The sequence below is a fragment of the Agaribacter flavus genome (assembly GCF_042646125.1).
Taxonomy (GTDB): domain Bacteria; phylum Pseudomonadota; class Gammaproteobacteria; order Enterobacterales; family Alteromonadaceae; genus Glaciecola; species Glaciecola flavus.
The window spans coordinates 375,027-392,631 of record NZ_JBHRSW010000004.1; the positions used below are offsets into that span (position 1 = coordinate 375,027).

The following is a 17,605-nucleotide window of genomic DNA, read 5'->3' on the forward strand; positions in this document are numbered from 1 at the left end:
TTAAAAGTTCTCAATAAAATAGTTAAAATGCAGATAAAGGTATTATCTTAACGATTATGTCTTTGTTATACTTCATATTTTATACTAAAATAGGGAATTATATGAACGATTTTATGGATGCAGTGCGTGGATAAGTCTTCGGTACTCATTGACACTAATTTTGGTCTTTCTCAATTAGGAGGAAACGAGAGCCTATACCACCGCATGCTGGTAAAGTTTAGACACGAGTTTAGTGATACACCGCAGAAAGTCCTGACCGCCATTCAAAACACTGCGTTTGACGATGCCAAAATTTGTGTTCATACAACTAAAGGGATAGCAGGAAACCTTGGCTTAACCGCATTATACGAATGCAGTAAAATTCTCGATAAGCAAATTAAGAATAAAGAATTAGAAGACAGCACTATCACCTCGTTCGAAACGCTTATGTCTGAGACATGCCAAGCGATAGATGCGCTTGACATTCAACAAGACAAGCCCCTCGATCTTGATGGAGAAAGTAGCGAAGCGGCCAGCGCCCAGTTAAAGCAAAAACTCGAACGCCATGAGTTTATTGATGATGGTGAATTGCAGACTTTGGTTTCCAACTTAGCAATGAGTCGTGAAAACAAGTTAGTGCTCGTCGAGATGATCGAAGAATTGCGCTACGAAGAAGCCATTGGCCTCATTGCTCGTCAGGCTTCTTAACAAACAAGTATGCCCTACCCTAGGATATTGTTTGAAAATGAGGATTTTGTTGTCCTCTACAAACCTTGTGCGGTCGAAATGCACGATCCCGAAAACGGGATAATCCCACTGACGCGACTCACCCTAAAAACAGAAAGCCCATTGTATCTTGTACACCGCTTAGATAAACAAACAAGTGGCTTGTTGCTGCTAGCCAAGACAAAAGTAGCCGCGGCTGAATTAGGTGATCAATTTGCCAAACGCGCAGTAAAAAAATTGTACATCGCATTGGCGAGTGGCAAACCTAAAAAAAAGCAAGGTAAAATCAACGGCGATATGAGTAAAGCCCGAAACGGAAGTTACAAACTTAGCTCCAGCATGGTCAATCCGGCACTCACTCAATTTTATACGGAAAGCTTTGCTCTGAATGTTCGCCTATATAAACTCAAACCCTACACAGGAAAAACTCACCAACTTCGCGTGGCGTTGAAGTCGAATAGCACACCAATTTTAGGTGATACGCGATATTCTGGCGATGCCGCTGACCGCATGTACCTCCACGCTTGTTATTTAAATTTTGTTTCGCAAGGGCAAGCACATACTTTTTTTAGTTCTCCTGTTGAAGGTAAGCTTTGGCAAGACAAATTTACTCACAATGATATTAAACAATGGCTTGCTTTGCCTTGGCCTAAGGTCAATATGCAATCTTTATTGAACACATCTCATGATGACAAACATTAGAGCTGCTACTAAAAAAATCGGCATTGTCGGCTTTGGATGTATTGGCTCTTATCTGTGCTATTTGTTAGATGACAAACAGACAAAGGTATTTGTGAGGCGTACGGCTTCGCCTATAAAACCTACCCTATCCGTGGATGGTGAGCGAAAAGCTTTAAAGACGCAGAGATGCTATTTTTCAGAGAAATCACTACATGCTCTAGATTTACTCATAGTGCCAGTAAAAAGTTATCAAAATGCAGAATTAATCAAACAACTAAGACCTATTTTGCCTCAATCAATCCCAATATTGATATTGCAAAACGGTATTTCCGGCATCGAGGAGTTTAGACAGGCTTTTCCCTACAATGAAATATTTGCGGGCATTTCTACCGACGGTTTGTACCGTCAGTCGATAGATAGCGTTGTATTGGCGGGGCGCGGCAAATTACTAATTGGGCAGATACAAGATAAAAAACAATCTTGCAAAGGTTTAGCTTCAGCGAAAAAGCTAATGAGTAGGCACCCTCATGGCGAATGGAGTGACAATATAAAAGAGCAAATTTACCAAAAGTTATTAGTTAATTGTGTAATTAACCCCTTAACCTTTTTATACGACTGCAAAAATGGAGAAGTAGTTAAATACACCAATGAATGTGAAGAAATAATCAATGAAGTGCTCGGTGTATTTGCTCATGAAAGAGTGCATATTTCGCCTGATAGTGCATTGACAAGGGTGCTTGAAGTCATTCGGGCAACGGCGAAAAACACGTCCTCTATGTTACAAGACAAACTGGGTGAAAAACCAACAGAGATAGATGCTATTCTCGGCGCAATTATACAAAAAGCCAATCACTATCAATGCCCAGTAAAGAAAGTCGAACAACTCTACCAAGCAGTCAAACAGCAAGAGCAACGATATCTAAATACAGCAAATAGATGACAAATGGATAGAGTCTATGTTTGGTTTGTTCATAGTTTGCCTCAACTTTTGAACAGCATTACTCTGAGCATCATAATCACTGAGCATTACAACTGAAGCAATGCGCTCTGATCAGGAGCGCATGCTATTACAAGCAATCACTTACTCGGTACTATCTGTCGTACTGATGGGTTTCATATGAGGGAACAATATGACATCTTTAATGGTTGGGCTATCAGAAAACAGCATCACTAGTCGGTCAATACCTATCCCTTCTCCAGCTGTGGGAGGTAATCCATATTCCAAGGCAGCAATGTAATCTTCGTCAAAATGCATTGCTTCATCGTCGCCCGCATCTTTTTCTTCGACTTGTTTTCTAAAGCGGGCGGCTTGATCTTCAGAATCATTCAGCTCGGAGAAGCCATTTGCCAACTCACGTCCCCCCACAAAAAACTCAAAACGATCCGTTACAAAGGGGTTTTGGTCATTGCGTCTGGCTAGTGGCGACACCTCCCAAGGGTATTCGGTAATAAACGTGGGTTGATCGAGTTGTTCTTCAGCCGTCGCCTCGAATATTTCGCACAAATATTTACCCGGCCCCCAAATGCCTTCTACTTCAGGTTCTTTAATATGCAATTGCTTAGCCATTGCTTTAAGTGCTTCGAGGTTATTTTCGGGGTCATTAATCGCTTCTGCATTGGCTTCAGGCCAGTATTTAATCACGGCTTCTGCCATGCTCAAACGTACAAAGGGCTTACCAAAGTCGTATTGTTTTTCTTCAATCACCTCGCCTTCTGCATTCTTAATGGTGTTACAAACCACCGTTGTACCCAACACATCTTGCGCCAGCTCACGTAGCATGTCTTCGGTAAGGTTCATCAAGTCGTTATAATCGGCATAGGCTTGATAAAATTCCAACATGGTAAACTCTGGATTGTGACGAGTAGACAAACCTTCGTTACGAAAATTGCGGTTGATTTCGAAGACGCGCTCAAAACCACCGACAACTAAGCGCTTAAGATATAGCTCAGGCGCAATTCGCAAGTACATATCAATGTCCATTGCGTTGTGATGGGTCACGAATGGCTTAGCTGTGGCACCACCTGGAATAACCTGGAGCATCGGCGTTTCGACTTCTAAAAACCGTCTTTCAATCAGAAACTTACGGATGCCGCTGACGATTTTACTGCGAATTTGAAAAGTGTTTCTGGTATCAGGATTTGTGATTAAGTCGACATAACGCTGACGATACTTGGTTTCCTGATCAGCGAGTCCATGAAATTTTTCTGGCAGCGGTCGCAAGGCTTTAGTTAACAGCTCATATGATTCCATATTCACGTATAAATCGCCTTTTCCTGACTTGTGTAAAGCGCCCTTAACACCGATGATGTCGCCGATATCCAAGCTGCCATATTTTGCTTTTATGGCTTTTTGCACACCTTTATCAGCATAGGCCTGAATATGTCCAGTCATATCTTGTAGCAACAAAAAGGGACCGCGTTTTGCCATGACACGCCCAGCAATAGATAGAATGTTGTTTTGTTCCGCTAATTCGTCTTTTTCAAAACCAGCATAGGTATCCTGAATGTCTTGCGCGTAATTTTCGCGTCTAAACTGATTGGGAAAGCCGTTTGATTCACATTGTTGACGAATGCTCGCTAATTTTGCTCGTCGTTCTGCAATTAACTTATTTTCATCATGTTGCTGCGTTGTCATTATTTTTCCTGAATAGTAGTAAAGCCAGTTGACCTTTGTTTGATGCTTATAAACCCGATTTCAAGCTGGCGACAATAAACTTGTTTAAATCGCCGTCCAACACAGCTTGCGTGTTGCGAGTTTCGACGCCTGTTCGCAAATCTTTGATGCGCGAATCGTCAAGCACATATGAGCGGATTTGACTCCCCCAACCAATGTCTGATTTTGTGTCTTCTAAGGCCTGTTTTTCTGCATTTTGTTTTTGAATTTCAAGCTCATAAAGCTTTGCTTTTAATTGCTTCATGGCTTGATCTTTGTTTTTATGTTGCGAACGATCATTCTGGCACTGTACCACAGTATTTGTGGGTAAGTGTGTAATCCTTACCGCAGAATCTGTTCTATTTACGTGCTGCCCCCCCGCACCTGAAGCGCGATAGGTGTCAATCCGCAGATCAGCTGGGTTAATATCAATATCGATGTCATCGTTGACTTCTGGGTATGCAAAGGCCGACGCAAATGAAGTGTGACGACGATTACCTGAGTCAAACGGCGATTTTCTTACCAAACGATGAACCCCAGTTTCAGTGCGCAACCAACCAAAGGCATACTCACCTTGAAAACGAATAGTAGCGCTTTTAATTCCAGCGACATCGCCATCCGAAACTTCGATTAACTCTGTTTTAAAGCCCTGCTCTTCACCCCAGCGTAAATACATTCTAAGCAGCATATTCGCCCAGTCTTGCGCTTCCGTCCCTCCTGAACCTGACTGAATGTCAATGTAAGCATCATTGGCATCATTGGCTCCCGAGAACATGCGCCTAAACTCTAATAGCTCGAGTGCTTTAGTCAGCTCAGCCAGTTCGCTTTCGGCCTCATCAAAGGTGTCTTGATCTTCTGCTTCGAGCGCTAATTCGACCAGCCCCTCAACGTCTTCGGTGCCCTGTTCGAGCTGTATAATCGTGTCAACCACCTGCTCTAAAGCGACTTTCTCTTTACCTAGTTTTTGCGCGTTCTCAGGGTCATTCCATACTTCAGGCGACTCTAGCTCTCTTGATACTTCTTCTAAACGCTCAACTTTAAGATCATAGTCAAAGATACCCCCTAAGCGCTTCACTGCGCGCCCGAATATCTGCGATAGCATTGTTAATTGGATTTACTTCAAACATTTCAGCCAATTTCGATTCAATATAATAAATTGCGCGAATTTTACAGAAAAATACAAATTATTGATACACTTGCGAGAAGTTTTAGGCTTTTCTCAGGTCTTTTATTTTAAAGTGCCAAAGACACTATCAATCAGGATATCCATTGAGCTTTTATACCTTGTTGTTAACAGTTAGTTTTTCTTTGCTGGCCTTTGCCGGCAACTCCTTACTTTGTCGATTAGCACTTGCCCATACGCAAATTGATCCTTCGAGTTTTACTTTTATTCGGCTCGGCTCTGGCGCAATTGTGCTTGCCTTAATCGCATTGTCTCAAAAACAACGTTTTATTGGACAGGGTAATTGGCTGTCAGCCTCCGCCCTTTTTGTGTATGCAGCAGCCTTCTCTTGGTCGTATGTTTCTCTGGATACTGGGACCGGAGCCTTTATTCTGTTTGCGACGGTACAAATAAGCATGCTGTTTATCGCCTTTAGTAAAGGAGACAAATTCTCACCTAATCAATGGATTGGCTTTGTCTTGGCTATTGTGGGTTTAAGCCTATTACTGACGCCCTCTCAAGTCTCTGCGGTGTTATACGCGGTATTCATGGTAATTGCAGGGATGGCATGGGCATATTATACGATAAAGGGCAAATCCAATCGTGCGCCCTTATTAGTGAGCGCGGATAACTTTCTAAAATCCCTACCCTTCGCCGCGGTTTTAGTAGCATTTACTTGGCAAGGGATATCTGTTCCTGCAGATGGCGCGCTCTATGCGGTCATATCGGGAGCAGTTACATCGGGCTTGGGTTATGCCATTTGGTATGTATGCTTACCACACTTGAAATCGTCGAAGGCCGCCGTCCTTCAATTATCTGTGCCTGTGATTGCCACATTTGCCGGTATTTTGTTGTTGGACGAGAGTTTAAGTGCATTGATGATCGCGGCTTCTTGCATCATTATCATCGGTATTTACATTGCGCTAAAACAGCAAAAATCAAGGGATTCGGCAAGCAGCTAGCTTGAAATACTAGCTGCATCAACGGTTTTATTCGAAGTTTTACATTTGTTCTAGGGTATCAATACCTAACATGGACAAGCCCTGCTTGATTGTTTTCGCACTCAAAGCAGCAATACTCAAACGACTAGCTTTTATCTCTGCCGTCACTTCGTCTTTTAAAATTGGGCTGCTTTCATAAAAACGCATAAACAGGCTAGCAAGCTCATACAAGTATGTGCACAGCAAATGCGGACTTGCTTCTTTCGCAAGCACAATCAGTGTTTCTTCAAATTGCAGTAGCTTTACAGCAAGCGCACTTTCATTATCGTTACTTATAACAATTTCGGCACTTTGCGATTCTAAGTCTACCTTTGCTTTTCTAAAGATACTTCGAATGCGAGTGTAAGCATACTGTAGGTAGGGCGCAGTATTGCCTTCAAAAGACAGCATTGCGTCCCAATCAAATACATAGTCTGTTGTACGATTTTTACTTAAATCCGCATATTTTACAGCGCCAATGCCGACCGTCTTTGCAATATTTGCTAATGCGCTTTCGTTATGAGACAAATCACGTGAAGCGAGCAAGGATGTTGCTCTATCCACCGCTTCATCTAATAAATCAGCTAACTTAACCGTGCCTCCTGTGCGCGTTTTAAACGGTTTGCCATCTTTACCTAGCATCATGCCAAAAGGACAGTGTTGGTAGGATTGCTCACTAGTCAAGTAACCGGCTTTGCGCGCCACTATCTCTGTTTGTTTAAAATGAAGGGCTTGACGGGCGTCGGTAAAAATAAGGGTACGTTGTGCGCCAAGATTCCCACATCGATGACGAATAGCCGCTAAGTCGGTTGTTGAGTACAAGTAACCACCGCCAGATTTTTGAATGATGTAAACGGCCGGTTTACCCTCCTTGTCGGCAAGTTCAGGTATAAAGACGAGCTTGGCACCTTGGTCTTCCTGAGCAATGCCTCGCGCCATCAAATCATCCACTAACGGTGTCAAATCGTCATTATAGGCACTCTCTCCCATAATATGCTCATTTTTGAGGGTGACATTGAGCTTTTTGTATACCTCTTCACTGTGTGACACAGAGACTTGAATAAACTGCTCCCATAAGGCAAGACACTGTTGGTCCCCACCCTGCAGCTTGACCACATACTCTCTAGCTCTATCGGCAAAGCCCTCTTCATTGTCGAAACGGATTTTTGCTTCACGATAAAAATCTTCTAAATCAGAAAGTGCAGTGCTTGCCACCTGATTATCGGCAAGTTTGTCGCTCAAATGGGCGAGCAACATACCAAATTGCGTACCCCAATCACCCATGTGATTTTGCCGCAGCACATCATGCCCCAAAAACTCCAACACTCTGACTACGGCGTCACCAATGATCGTACTGCGCAAATGACCAACGTGCATTTCTTTTGCTAAATTTGGCGCAGAGTAATCGACAACCACTTTTTCAGATTTTTGCTTGCTAACGTTTAAACGAAGATCGGCGTTGGCTAGCATCAATTGCGCTGCCAACCAACTTTTCGATAGATGAATATTGATAAAACCTGGTCCCGCGATTTCACAGTTTTCTGCTAAATCAGATATATCAACCGCGTCAACAATTAACTGTGCAATATCCCTTGGACTTTTTTTGAGTTGTTTGGCTAAAGCCATCGCGCCATTGAACTGGTAGTCGCCAAATCCCGCTTTTGTACTTTTACTAATGGGTATAGGTGCATTTTCGACACCTAATTTTTTTACAGCCTGTGTAAATCTTTCTACTAAAAGGGCTTGTATTAACATGAATTATTCTCTTATTGTTCTCTGGTCGCGGCAAAGGTGATATCGGGATAACGTTCTTGAGCCAGTGATAGGTTCACCATAGTGGGGGCAATGTAGGCCAAATTGTCGGCACCATCAATGGCTATATTGGCTTCTGCTTTGCGTCTGATCTCATCTACTTTTTTATCATCACCATAAATCCAACGAGCCGTTGCCACATTTACGTGTTCGTAGATGGCATCAACATTGTATTCAGCTTTCAAACGCGCCACGACCACATCAAATTGCAGCACACCTACTGCACCCACAATGAGATCATTATTAATGAGCGGTCGAAAGACCTGGACGGCACCTTCTTCTGACAGTTGAATCAAGCCTTTTTGCAGTTGTTTTTGTTTCAAAGGATCTTTTAATCGTATGCGCTTAAACAATTCTGGCGCAAAGTTAGGAATCCCCGTAAACGAGTAATCGTTGCCTTGCGTAAAGGTGTCGCCAATCCGCATAGAGCCATGATTATGCAAGCCAATAATATCACCTGCGTAGGCCTCTTCCAGAAGGGCTCGGTCGCCAGCCAAAAATGTTAAGGCATCAGATACGCGCACGTCTTTACCAATACGCGTGTGGCGCATTTTCATGCCTTTTTGGTATTTGCCTGAAACAATGCGACAGAACGCAATTCTGTCACGGTGTTTGGGATCCATATTAGCTTGGATCTTGAACACGAAACCACTGAATTTATTATCCAAAGCCTCAACCTTGCCGTGTTCGTTTTCTCGTCCTTGCGGCGCAGGTGCCCATTGAGTCAGGCCATCCAGCATGTGATCAACACCAAAATTACCTAGCGCTGTGCCAAAAAATACAGGTGTTATTTGCCCATCTAAAAACAGCTCTAAGTCAAACTCGTTCGAGGCACCCAATACGAGTTCCAGCTCTTCGCGTAACTGACTAGCAAGATCGTCACCCACTGCGCGATCTAGCTCAGGATTGTCTAAACCTTTTACAATGTTGACGTCCTGTATTGTATGACCTTGTCCGGTTTGATATAAGATCGTTTCATCTCTGTGCAGGTGATACACCCCTTTGAACGATTTGCCACAACCAATTGGCCAAGTAATGGGTGCGCAGGCAATATTTAATTCAGTTTCGACTTCATCGAGCAATTCTAGTGGATCGCGTATATCGCGATCCAATTTATTCATGAATGTAATGATGGGCGTATCACGTAAACGCGTGACTTCCATTAATTTACGCGTTCTGTCTTCTACACCTTTTGCGGCATCAATAGCCATTAGGCAAGAATCGACCGCCGTAAGCGTTCTATATGTATCTTCAGAAAAATCTTCGTGTCCTGGTGTATCCAGTAAGTTTACAAGATGTTCACCGTAAGGAAATTGCATCACAGAGGTAGTAACTGATATCCCCCGCTCTTTTTCCATTTCCATCCAGTCAGATTTAGCGTGCTGCCCCGATTTTTTACCTTTGACCGTACCGGCGACTTGCAACGCTTGCCCAAACAACAATACTTTTTCAGTAATGGTAGTTTTACCCGCATCGGGGTGCGAGATGATAGCAAAAGTCCTTCGCTTGTTGATTTCATTAGAAAAATTGCTATCTGCCATACACCAAAAACCCTTATTTACACCTAAATTTACACCCGTTTATAAAACGCCCCTGCTCTGCTTTCTGGTAGCTAAAGCAAAAGGCGCCGTATTCTATCTAAAAACGTATGTTCTATAAATTAATTATCCAAAATAGTTTCCAGCTTTTCGAGCTGTTGCTGGTAAGTATCTGAATTTTCGCGTCTAAACTTTTCTAAGTTTAAGAGCTTCCATTTCACAGATGGAAAACTCTGATAATCGTAAATCGACCAATCTGGCTCCAGACGATTCAAACTCAATAAAAAGGCTTTATCATCACTGTTCAAGCTGGCTTTAATTGTTTCGATAAGTTTTAGCCTTGTGGCCTCATAATCATCGTAACTAAACTCAATCGTCGTCATGCCTTCGAATTGATTTTCAAACGCTGTACGCTGGTCCAATAAATTCGGAGAGAGCATTTCATATGTTGGGCGATTACTGCTGACCAGACCAAAAATAAAGCCTCGCTTTATTTCATCGGTAAAGCCTTCGTTTTCCAGCCCTTCATTTTCAAACAAGAGCTTTACATCAAATAAATCTCGTGGATGCTGTCTATCCAAGGCAGCACAAATCTTACCACCATATAGCTGTGCCAACGGCACCAGCGGCATGGCGCAAAACGCATCGAACTGCTCTTGAGCAGCTTCACAAAGGGGCGCTTTATTGGGCTCACCTAACAAGCCCCGCCCTACCATATTCACTTCAATCTTGATGAGTACACCGCGCTCATCAAGTTGCAGCTTACAAACCTTACCTTTATGCTGAGCCCGTATCGATGGACGCAGTGCTTCGATACGCTCTTTAATCCTTAGCAAGGCCGCATTAATGCCTTCTAGTGTTTCATTCCGCTCGGCTATCTCGACATAGGTTAAGTCGATATCCACTGACAGCCTTGGCATATCCCGTACAAAGAGATTGATCGCCGTACCGCCATGCATGGCAAAGCATTCTTCTTTGGCGACTTCAGGCAGCACATCCAAAAGAAGCCTGACCTGCTTTTTATAAGCTTCATTCATGAGCGGCCTCCCCGTTCACTGAATCAAGAGCCTTGGGCACGGTTATCTGGTACTTCGAAACATAAACACCGTCATTCACTATGGCGCGTTTACCTGAGCCCAGATCAACATTATCGAGGCTGATATAGCTAAGCCAGTCATGGCCTGCCTTATCCGCCAGATACAAAAACAGGCGTTTTACCTTCACGGAAGTACAGCCTTCCAGCAATTTTTGAACGCTGGCTGGCCGTAGATTGTTTAGCCCTTCCATCAACTCAAATACTTCCAAAAGCGATTGAGACTTAGGAGCCAGATAAAGGCACTCCATCACTGCTCGTGCGGGGCTGGATACTTTTACCTTAAAACCCTTATGCTCTATTTCTACTAAGCCAAGTCCCGACGGTAGAAACGATGTCAGCTTACAACCGACACTGACACCCCAATCTCGCTTTTTAAACCAAAGGGGCAAACTGTCATCCTTGCCACCAAAGAGCTGAACTGATTTAGTCACCAGCTCCAAATAATGCGCTTTACCCTGCACGGATAGCGCGGTTTTAGCGGCTGGATGCACAGATAGACCTAACTGGCTCTGCAAGGCATAGATACCACCCAGATAGTCCACCTGATCGCTATGGCGTATCAGCGCCCCTGTACCGATAGAATCAAACCACTGGCTTCGTTTATAGCGTTTCTGCAAATCAAGGCTGTAGCCCTGATCAGCGAGCCATGCCGAAGAAAGCACGACACCCAAAGGCTGAGTGCTGAGCAAATGGTTTAATTTTGACTCGTTTTCGGTACTCATAGTACCAACCTAACTTACTTTTTAAACCGGATCAATCAAAAGGTTTATATTTTTTACTTTTTGGGTACTTTAAGTACCTAAAAAGACGATATTTTAAACTAAGAGCGGCTTTGCCGCCTCATCTGTCGCCATTGAGACCAGAGGGGGCAATGGCACTTTTGGGGCTCAGCCTTGGCGAGATCAGGAGACAAGATACGCGAAGCATGAGCATTTATGACCATAGGCCGCTGAGCCCCAAAAGTTCGGGCAGTTAAGCCCCAGCCATGACAAAGGCCAGTCCGGTTAGTGATTCCATAAAATATGTACTTCCTGATAGCCCGTTTCGATGGTAAATACATCGCCACCAAGCTCTATATCACGACCCATCCATATACTTAAACGCCTATTTAGTCATTAATTGTGTACACTTTTAATATCCAATTCTCAGCGTAAAGGCACGTCTCGTAAGTGTTTATCGATTGCGTCGATCGTGCCTTTGGTCAGCAGCAAATGGGTTTTCTCTTTCGCCCATACCTCATAAAAGCCTTCAACCGCTTGCTTTGCTGTGTCCAGTACCAGCTTTTCCGGAAGCATAGCTTTGGCGGCTAAGTGCAATAGCTCGTCGTAAGTAAAATCGCTAAATTTATTACTACGACTAACTTTTAGCGCTGCGCTATTATCAGGAATATACGAAATAGTCGAAACAAAATCATAAGCTGGCGCAATGGATGCCGTGCGTTTATCTTTATAAATCAATGACCAGTTTTTAAGGTGCATGTCAGCATTACCGATTAGTGTATTAAACACTAGCCTACGGATAAACTCGGCAACATCCTCTTCTTGTCCTTCTATGCCGATAACCTGCGCGATATTGCGCATACTGGCTTTCTTGTATTTATCTTGCGGGTATACGCCAAAAACCTGAGCAAAGTCTTCAATATGAACTGCTTGCCCATCGGCGCGGTCAAAGCGTTTAATCGCAAAGGCACTATTGCCAAACTTGCCAATGCCTTCAGGGATATTGGCAATCTGATCAATTGGCAGTAGCTGAGTTTCAGGTACGTCCATACCCAACATGCGCGCCAATTCCATCATTGAATATTCGTTTTCTGGCACAGCCTTAAAGCGAGATGATGGCAATTTCACTACCCATGAACCGCCTGTTCCTGAAACTGGAATAGTCAAACCTCCAGCCGCCTGCTGCACCGCTGAAAACTTCAACTGCGCCCCAGCCAATGAAAACCGCATAGGCTGTTCTGACGCATCTCCCTCTTCCACCTCTGCATGCACATTAGGTGGTATGGTCTCACCGTCGGCGGGTACGACAGTGATCGCACCTGGTAAGTCCTGCCCCAACACCCACAGTAAAAAAAACTCACGCGCCGGATTAACATTCGCACGTTCCGCCAGATAATGACGCATTGTCTCTTCTGGCAACAGGTTAGAGATAAACGGCGTTAGCTTGGTTTGTGTCGGCTTAAAATCCGTAATCAAACCACCCAAAGAGTCCTTAAATCCCAGGCTTAAAACTGGCCGAGCTACGTTATTGATATAGTCGTCCGTAAACGCTAATAATGTTCTGTCATGCCCGACATTGGTAATCGTCCCAATCGGCTGACCATAAAGCAGAACATTCAATGTAGACACATTACTCATCGCCGCTATCTTCATCTTCTAGGGCGTCCAGACTATAAGCTGGCGATACCGCTTCCAACTCCCCCCCGCCCACAGTAGAGCGCGTAATCGACTTAATAGCTGGCATTGACTTCTTAGGCGCTAAAAACAGCTCCAAATCCAACACACGCGCCAAAGCGATCAAACTGGATACCCGCAAGTCAACGCCGCCAGACTCAATTTTAGAGATATGGCTTTGCGGCACGCCAGAACGGGCACTTAGCTCCCGCTGGCTAAGTCCCTTACGCGCCCGCGCCTCTCGCAAGCTTTCCAATATTTGATCGGTTGCATAACCCATATTTGATATACCTTTACATATCGAATAAATAATATTATCTATAAATATACATCAAACACAACCAAAAGAATCAAGATTGATATACTTTAATGAATCAAATTAAATGACTTGATATGTTTTGATAGATACCTAGCATCAGACTCAGGTTTAAACACCTCGCGTTTTACGGTACTAAGCGCTGTAAACAAAAACATTCATATTCTTATATTTGCCCTTAGGATGCCCCCACGGTTCAAACCTAAATTTTCTACGTAACATTAATGTAATTTTTGTTTAATGTAATCGTAATCAACAACTTGTAATTTCCAACAGGTTGTTAAGATACTTCACGAATAATTTCTACTTCAATTCGTCTATTACTAAAAATTAGTCAGACGTCTCCTTTTGAAGATATCAACAACTTAACAACGATTAACAAACCCTCTCTCATCGATTGTGAGTAACGACCATGCTGACAATTTTACTGACTGGGGTTTTCGACTAATAAAAAAGGTAACTTCAAATGAACACATTAAGCAAAACGACAGTGTTTACACAAACACGTTTAGCGCAAGCCATACGCAGAGCTGCGATGGTGGCTATTCCACTTTTCGCTTTAACAGCATGTGACGGAGACGATGGTGCTCAAGGCCCGGCTGGCGCTCAAGGTCCTGCTGGACAAGACGGTGCACCAGGGCAAGACGGAACGCCAGGACAGGACGGTGTGCCAGGGCAAGATGGATCTGACGGTCGTGACGGCAACGCAACCGTTACGATGGCAGCGGGCTTAACACGTTTAGCCACAGTACCCTTAGGTGCAGAAGTTACGGGTATGTTCCTTTCGCCAAATGGTGATTTGTTCTTTAACGCTCAGCATCCAGACTCTGCAAACAACGTGGAAGATGCAGACGGTATTATTCATAACGACGCGATTGTCGGTGTTGTGACTGGCGTAAACATCAACAAACTACCACGAAATACCATATCTTCACCGGTTCCGTTGACTGACGAAGAAAAACAAACAGTGCAGGTTGCCTATGGTGAGTACCAAGTGCTCATTAAGGGCGGTGACCAATTTGCCGGCGCACCTGCAGAAGGAATAGGCTCGGTCTATGATGCCTCGGGCGCGTTTGAAGTTGTGCGCTCTGACATGGTTGACTTTAACGCTTATGTGCCAATGGATGAAAACAATGGTTACTTGTTTACCAACTGGGAGTTTTTCCCCGGTGGTATGAGTCGTGTGTCACTCACTAAAGACTCAGGTGACGTAAAGTGGACAGTTAACGATGCTGAAATGCTTGATTTTGGCGCATACGGCACTATTGCAAACTGTTTTGGTACGCTATCTCCTTGGAATACCCCGCTAACCTCTGAAGAATGGGGTAATTTTGGTGATGCAACCGAGTTTTGGAACGCTCCAGACGACACCTTGGACGACGACACAGCTTCACGAAATGCATTGGCCACTTACATCAATGGCGTGCAGACAACAGCACAAGAAGCCGATACTTTCCCAAATACTTATCGCTACCACTACATCGTTGAAATAACTAACCCAATGGACGCAGACGTTACAAACGTTGTACCAGTAAAACACTACGCGATGGGACGTTACGAGCACGAGAACTCGGTGGTCATGCCTGATCAACGCACTGTTTACCTATCACAAGACAATACCAATGGTGTTTTCTTTAAGTTTATTGCTGATACAGCAGGTGACTTGAGTGCAGGAACGCTTTATGCCGCAAAAATCACGCAAGATGCCGGCAGTAATGAGCCTGCCACCACTGGTTTTGATATTGAGTGGATTGAACTTGCAAGTGGTAACAATGCGCAAATTGAAACTTGGATTGCAGAATACGACAGCGTGGGTGTTGACGAATACGTTGCGGGTAAGAGCAGTTACCTAACTGATGCTGATGCGATTGCATGGGCAAACGGTGACGCCGCATACCCTTCTTTTGACGAGGCATCAGCAGACGCATTAGCAGCAGGATTTGCAGAAGACGATGCTGACGCTTTTGGTGGCATGATTACAGCCGGTCAACCAATGGATGACCGCGTTGCGTTTTTGGAGTCTCGCAAAGCAGCTCGCGCAAAAGGTGCAACAGCTGAATGGCGTAAGTTTGAAGGTATCAACGTAAACGTAGTGCGTGCTGAAGAAGCTGAAACTGGCACAGATGTGAATGGTGACGGCGAAGTGGTATCTCAAGCATACGTTTACTTCGCGATCGCAGATATTGACAGAGGCATGATCGATGACGAAGGTGATATCCAACTCGCCGATCGCGTGAAAGACTGCGGTGGTGTATATCGCATGCCATTGACCGACGGATATGACGTGGCGCGTATCGAGCCTGTACTAATGGGTGCAACATTCCGCTCAAGCCTTGACGGCGCAGAACGCTGTGACGTTAACAACCTGTCTCAACCAGACAATGTCATGGTGATGGAAGATGGCCGCATCTTAATCGGTGAAGATGGTAGTCAAACCAACAATACCTTGTGGATGTACGATCCAACTGCTGCTGAATAATCAGCGGTAATAGCAATACCGGCAAAGGCAGGGATAGACTTCCCTGCCTTTTGTTATGAATAAAAGTAGAAAATAGCAATTCTTTGCTAACATAATAATATAAAGAGAACAGTTGTGTTTCATTCGAAAATTTGGTGGCTTATATGTCTTATATTCTGCCTTTCAGCGTGTACAGCGGAAAAACCGCAAATTCAAGATAACCAATCCTCTCCTTTTGAGCAGTCTCCTTTTTCAAATGTGGCGCGTTTAACCGAGGGCATACCGGCAATGGCTTGGATTGAGCAAGGTGAATTGTACAATCCTGAAGCATTGATCCCGTCTCAGTGCTATACAAAAACAGAAGGTAAATACAATCCTTGTTATGTGTGCCATCAAAGCTATTCCGCGTCAGAAAACAAAGTAAATGATTTAAATGATGGCTTTTTGCAAGGCACCTACGGCTTCTCTGATGAAGGACGACACAACAGCTGGGTAAACTTGTTTACCGATCGCACAGCATACATAGATGCGATGCCTGATGAGCAAATCATCGAATACATTAACACCGAAAATTACACCCAATGGCAAGCTTGGATGGATAACAACTGGACTGGCGTAAATCCTAAATTAAACGACTTACATTTGGGGGCAGCAGCTTTTGATGACAATGGCCTAGCAAAAGACGGGTCGCGCTGGGTTGCTTATAAATTTAAATCTCTGCCCAGTACTTTTTGGCCAACCAACGGCTCTACTAACGACGTTATGATACGCCTATCACCTGAATTTTCTGAGCTAAATGGCGAGTTTTCGCAGAGTGTCTATTTTGCAAACTTGAGTTTAGTCGAAATGGCGATAAAAGAGCGTAATCAAATCTCTGTTGCAGGTATCAATGAAGCCGAACTTGACTTGGATTTAGATGGCGATGGTGTGCAGTCACTGAGCACTAACCTCATGCTAGCACGCGACTACTACCTTGGTGATGCATCACATATTCCTGTCACCCGCTCGTTGTTTCCGGTAGGCACAGAGTTCTTACATACGGTGCGCTACTTAGGGCTAGACGAAAACAATCAAATCACACAATCGAAACGCATGAAAGAGCTGCGCTATTCGAGAAAAAACCAGTTTATGGAACCGGCAAAAATTACCTCTATCAACTACGGTGAGCGCAAAGAAAAGCATTACGAAAATCTACCAGCTGTCCAGGATTACGGGCATAAGGGTATGTCTAACCGACAAGGTTGGCTGATTTGGGGCTTTATCGAAGATCAAAATGGTGAACTTAGAAAGCAGCATTTTGAAGAGCAGTTTTTTTGCATGGGATGCCACAAAAGTGTCGGTGCCACGGTAGATACTGTATTTTCATTCACCAGAAAGAAGGAAGGCGCTGCAGGTTGGGGATATACTGATTTGAGGCAAATCACCGACACACCTAACGTAGGCGAATTAACCGGCGAATACTTAACCTATTTAAAACGCGTAGGCGGAGGGGATGAATTCAGACAAAATCAAGAGATGATTACGCGTTGGTTTAACAAAGATGGAAGCGTCAAAGAAGACGAAATTCGCAGCCTAGATAGTGTGTACGATTTGGTTGTGCCTTCGTATGAACGTGCGATGAAACTCAACAAGGCCTATCATCAAATTGTGTCAGAGCAAAGCTACATATACGGCAGAGACGTGAATATTACCCCTGCAACAAATGTGTATCGGGACATCGGTATTGATCAACAACCCCTTCCGCCTGAGTTCAGGTATGTATGGGATATTCGACTGGATTGGCATCAAGCTAACAGTCGCGAGTATTAAGC

General features: G+C 44.0%; 14 protein-coding genes. 6 read left to right on the forward strand and 8 right to left on the reverse strand.

Annotated elements, in window-relative coordinates; all coding sequences use genetic code 11:
* Window positions 1-126: 126 nt before the first annotated feature.
* The 3 genes from ACFOHL_RS01670 to ACFOHL_RS01680 are packed head-to-tail and all read left to right on the forward strand — an operon-like array spanning window position 127 to window position 2,326.
* Window positions 127-687, forward strand: coding sequence for a hypothetical protein (locus ACFOHL_RS01670; protein ID WP_376918459.1), 561 nt, complete (start codon window positions 127-129; stop codon window positions 685-687).
* A 9-nt stretch (window positions 688-696) separates the two neighbouring features.
* Complete coding sequence (locus ACFOHL_RS01675; protein WP_376918460.1) at window positions 697-1,407, forward strand: pseudouridine synthase; 711 nt, start codon at window positions 697-699, stop codon at window positions 1,405-1,407.
* Window positions 1,391-2,326: a ketopantoate reductase family protein gene (locus tag ACFOHL_RS01680; protein WP_376918461.1), complete on the forward strand. Its 936-nt coding sequence runs from the start codon at window positions 1,391-1,393 to the stop codon at window positions 2,324-2,326. Before ACFOHL_RS01675 ends, ACFOHL_RS01680 begins: the two co-directional genes overlap by 17 nt.
* A gap of 141 nt (window positions 2,327-2,467) precedes the next feature.
* Here ACFOHL_RS01680 and lysS read toward each other — a convergent pair whose 3' ends face one another.
* Window positions 2,468-4,021, reverse strand: a complete 1,554-nt coding sequence (lysS, locus tag ACFOHL_RS01685; RefSeq protein WP_376918462.1) for a lysine--tRNA ligase — start codon at window positions 4,019-4,021, stop codon at window positions 2,468-2,470.
* Between the two features lie 46 nt (window positions 4,022-4,067).
* Window positions 4,068-5,166, reverse strand: a protein-coding gene (prfB, locus tag ACFOHL_RS01690) for a peptide chain release factor 2 (protein ID WP_376918562.1) whose coding sequence is annotated in 2 segments (ribosomal slippage) — window positions 4,068-5,090 and window positions 5,092-5,166 — 1,098 coding nt in all. Because the reading frame shifts where the segments join, the coding sequence is not laid out codon by codon here.
* A 142-nt stretch (window positions 5,167-5,308) separates the two neighbouring features.
* Here prfB and ACFOHL_RS01695 point away from each other — a divergent pair.
* A complete protein-coding gene (locus ACFOHL_RS01695; protein ID WP_376918463.1) occupies window positions 5,309-6,163 on the forward strand; it encodes a DMT family transporter in 855 nt (284 codons plus the stop codon).
* A gap of 39 nt (window positions 6,164-6,202) precedes the next feature.
* On the opposite strand, the gene argS is transcribed toward ACFOHL_RS01695, so the two are convergent.
* The 6 genes from argS to ACFOHL_RS01725 all read right to left on the reverse strand — a co-directional run bounded on the left by argS (window position 6,203) and on the right by ACFOHL_RS01725 (window position 13,300).
* Entirely contained in the window at window positions 6,203-7,936 is a 1,734-nt protein-coding gene (argS, locus tag ACFOHL_RS01700; RefSeq protein WP_376918464.1) for an arginine--tRNA ligase, read from the reverse strand.
* 11 nt (window positions 7,937-7,947) lie between these two features.
* Window positions 7,948-9,534 (reverse strand): peptide chain release factor 3, encoded by a 1,587-nt coding sequence (gene prfC / locus ACFOHL_RS01705; protein ID WP_376918465.1) that lies wholly within the window; start codon window positions 9,532-9,534, stop codon window positions 7,948-7,950.
* 119 nt (window positions 9,535-9,653) lie between these two features.
* Window positions 9,654-10,568 carry a nucleotidyl transferase AbiEii/AbiGii toxin family protein gene (locus ACFOHL_RS01710; protein ID WP_376918466.1) on the reverse strand — a complete coding sequence of 305 codons (915 nt, stop codon included), beginning with the start codon at window positions 10,566-10,568 and terminating at the stop codon, window positions 9,654-9,656.
* Complete coding sequence (locus ACFOHL_RS01715) at window positions 10,561-11,349, reverse strand: type IV toxin-antitoxin system AbiEi family antitoxin (protein WP_376918467.1); 789 nt, start codon at window positions 11,347-11,349, stop codon at window positions 10,561-10,563. The genes ACFOHL_RS01710 and ACFOHL_RS01715 overlap by 8 nt, the downstream gene beginning before the upstream one ends.
* Window positions 11,350-11,772: 423 nt before the next feature.
* Window positions 11,773-12,984: a type II toxin-antitoxin system HipA family toxin gene (locus tag ACFOHL_RS01720; RefSeq protein WP_376918468.1), complete on the reverse strand. Its 1,212-nt coding sequence runs from the start codon at window positions 12,982-12,984 to the stop codon at window positions 11,773-11,775.
* Window positions 12,977-13,300, reverse strand: coding sequence for a helix-turn-helix domain-containing protein (locus ACFOHL_RS01725; RefSeq protein WP_376918469.1), 324 nt, complete (start codon window positions 13,298-13,300; stop codon window positions 12,977-12,979). The genes ACFOHL_RS01720 and ACFOHL_RS01725 overlap by 8 nt, the downstream gene beginning before the upstream one ends.
* A gap of 502 nt (window positions 13,301-13,802) precedes the next feature.
* Between ACFOHL_RS01725 and ACFOHL_RS01730 the strand changes: the two genes are divergently transcribed.
* Window positions 13,803-15,815, forward strand: coding sequence for an alkaline phosphatase PhoX (locus ACFOHL_RS01730; protein WP_376918470.1), 2,013 nt, complete (start codon window positions 13,803-13,805; stop codon window positions 15,813-15,815).
* 114 nt (window positions 15,816-15,929) lie between these two features.
* Complete coding sequence (locus tag ACFOHL_RS01735) at window positions 15,930-17,603, forward strand: hypothetical protein (RefSeq protein WP_376918471.1); 1,674 nt, start codon at window positions 15,930-15,932, stop codon at window positions 17,601-17,603.
* Window positions 17,604-17,605 lie beyond the last annotated feature (2 nt).

Excerpts from the sequence above, each read along its gene's own strand:
- ACFOHL_RS01715 (WP_376918467.1), bottom strand. The coding sequence starts at position 11,349 with ATGAGTACCGAAAACGAGTCAAAATTAAACCATTTGCTCAGCACTCAG.
- lysS (WP_376918462.1), bottom strand. The coding sequence starts at position 4,021 with ATGACAACGCAGCAACATGATGAAAATAAGTTAATTGCAGAACGACGA.
- ACFOHL_RS01730 (WP_376918470.1), top strand. The coding sequence starts at position 13,803 with ATGAACACATTAAGCAAAACGACAGTGTTTACACAAACACGTTTAGCG.
- ACFOHL_RS01725 (WP_376918469.1), bottom strand. The coding sequence starts at position 13,300 with ATGGGTTATGCAACCGATCAAATATTGGAAAGCTTGCGAGAGGCGCGG.
- ACFOHL_RS01710 (WP_376918466.1), bottom strand. The coding sequence starts at position 10,568 with ATGAATGAAGCTTATAAAAAGCAGGTCAGGCTTCTTTTGGATGTGCTG.
- ACFOHL_RS01680 (WP_376918461.1), top strand. The coding sequence starts at position 1,391 with ATGATGACAAACATTAGAGCTGCTACTAAAAAAATCGGCATTGTCGGC.
- ACFOHL_RS01675 (WP_376918460.1), top strand. The coding sequence starts at position 697 with ATGCCCTACCCTAGGATATTGTTTGAAAATGAGGATTTTGTTGTCCTC.
- prfC (WP_376918465.1), bottom strand. The coding sequence starts at position 9,534 with ATGGCAGATAGCAATTTTTCTAATGAAATCAACAAGCGAAGGACTTTT.
- argS (WP_376918464.1), bottom strand. The coding sequence starts at position 7,936 with ATGTTAATACAAGCCCTTTTAGTAGAAAGATTTACACAGGCTGTAAAA.
- ACFOHL_RS01720 (WP_376918468.1), bottom strand. The coding sequence starts at position 12,984 with ATGAGTAATGTGTCTACATTGAATGTTCTGCTTTATGGTCAGCCGATT.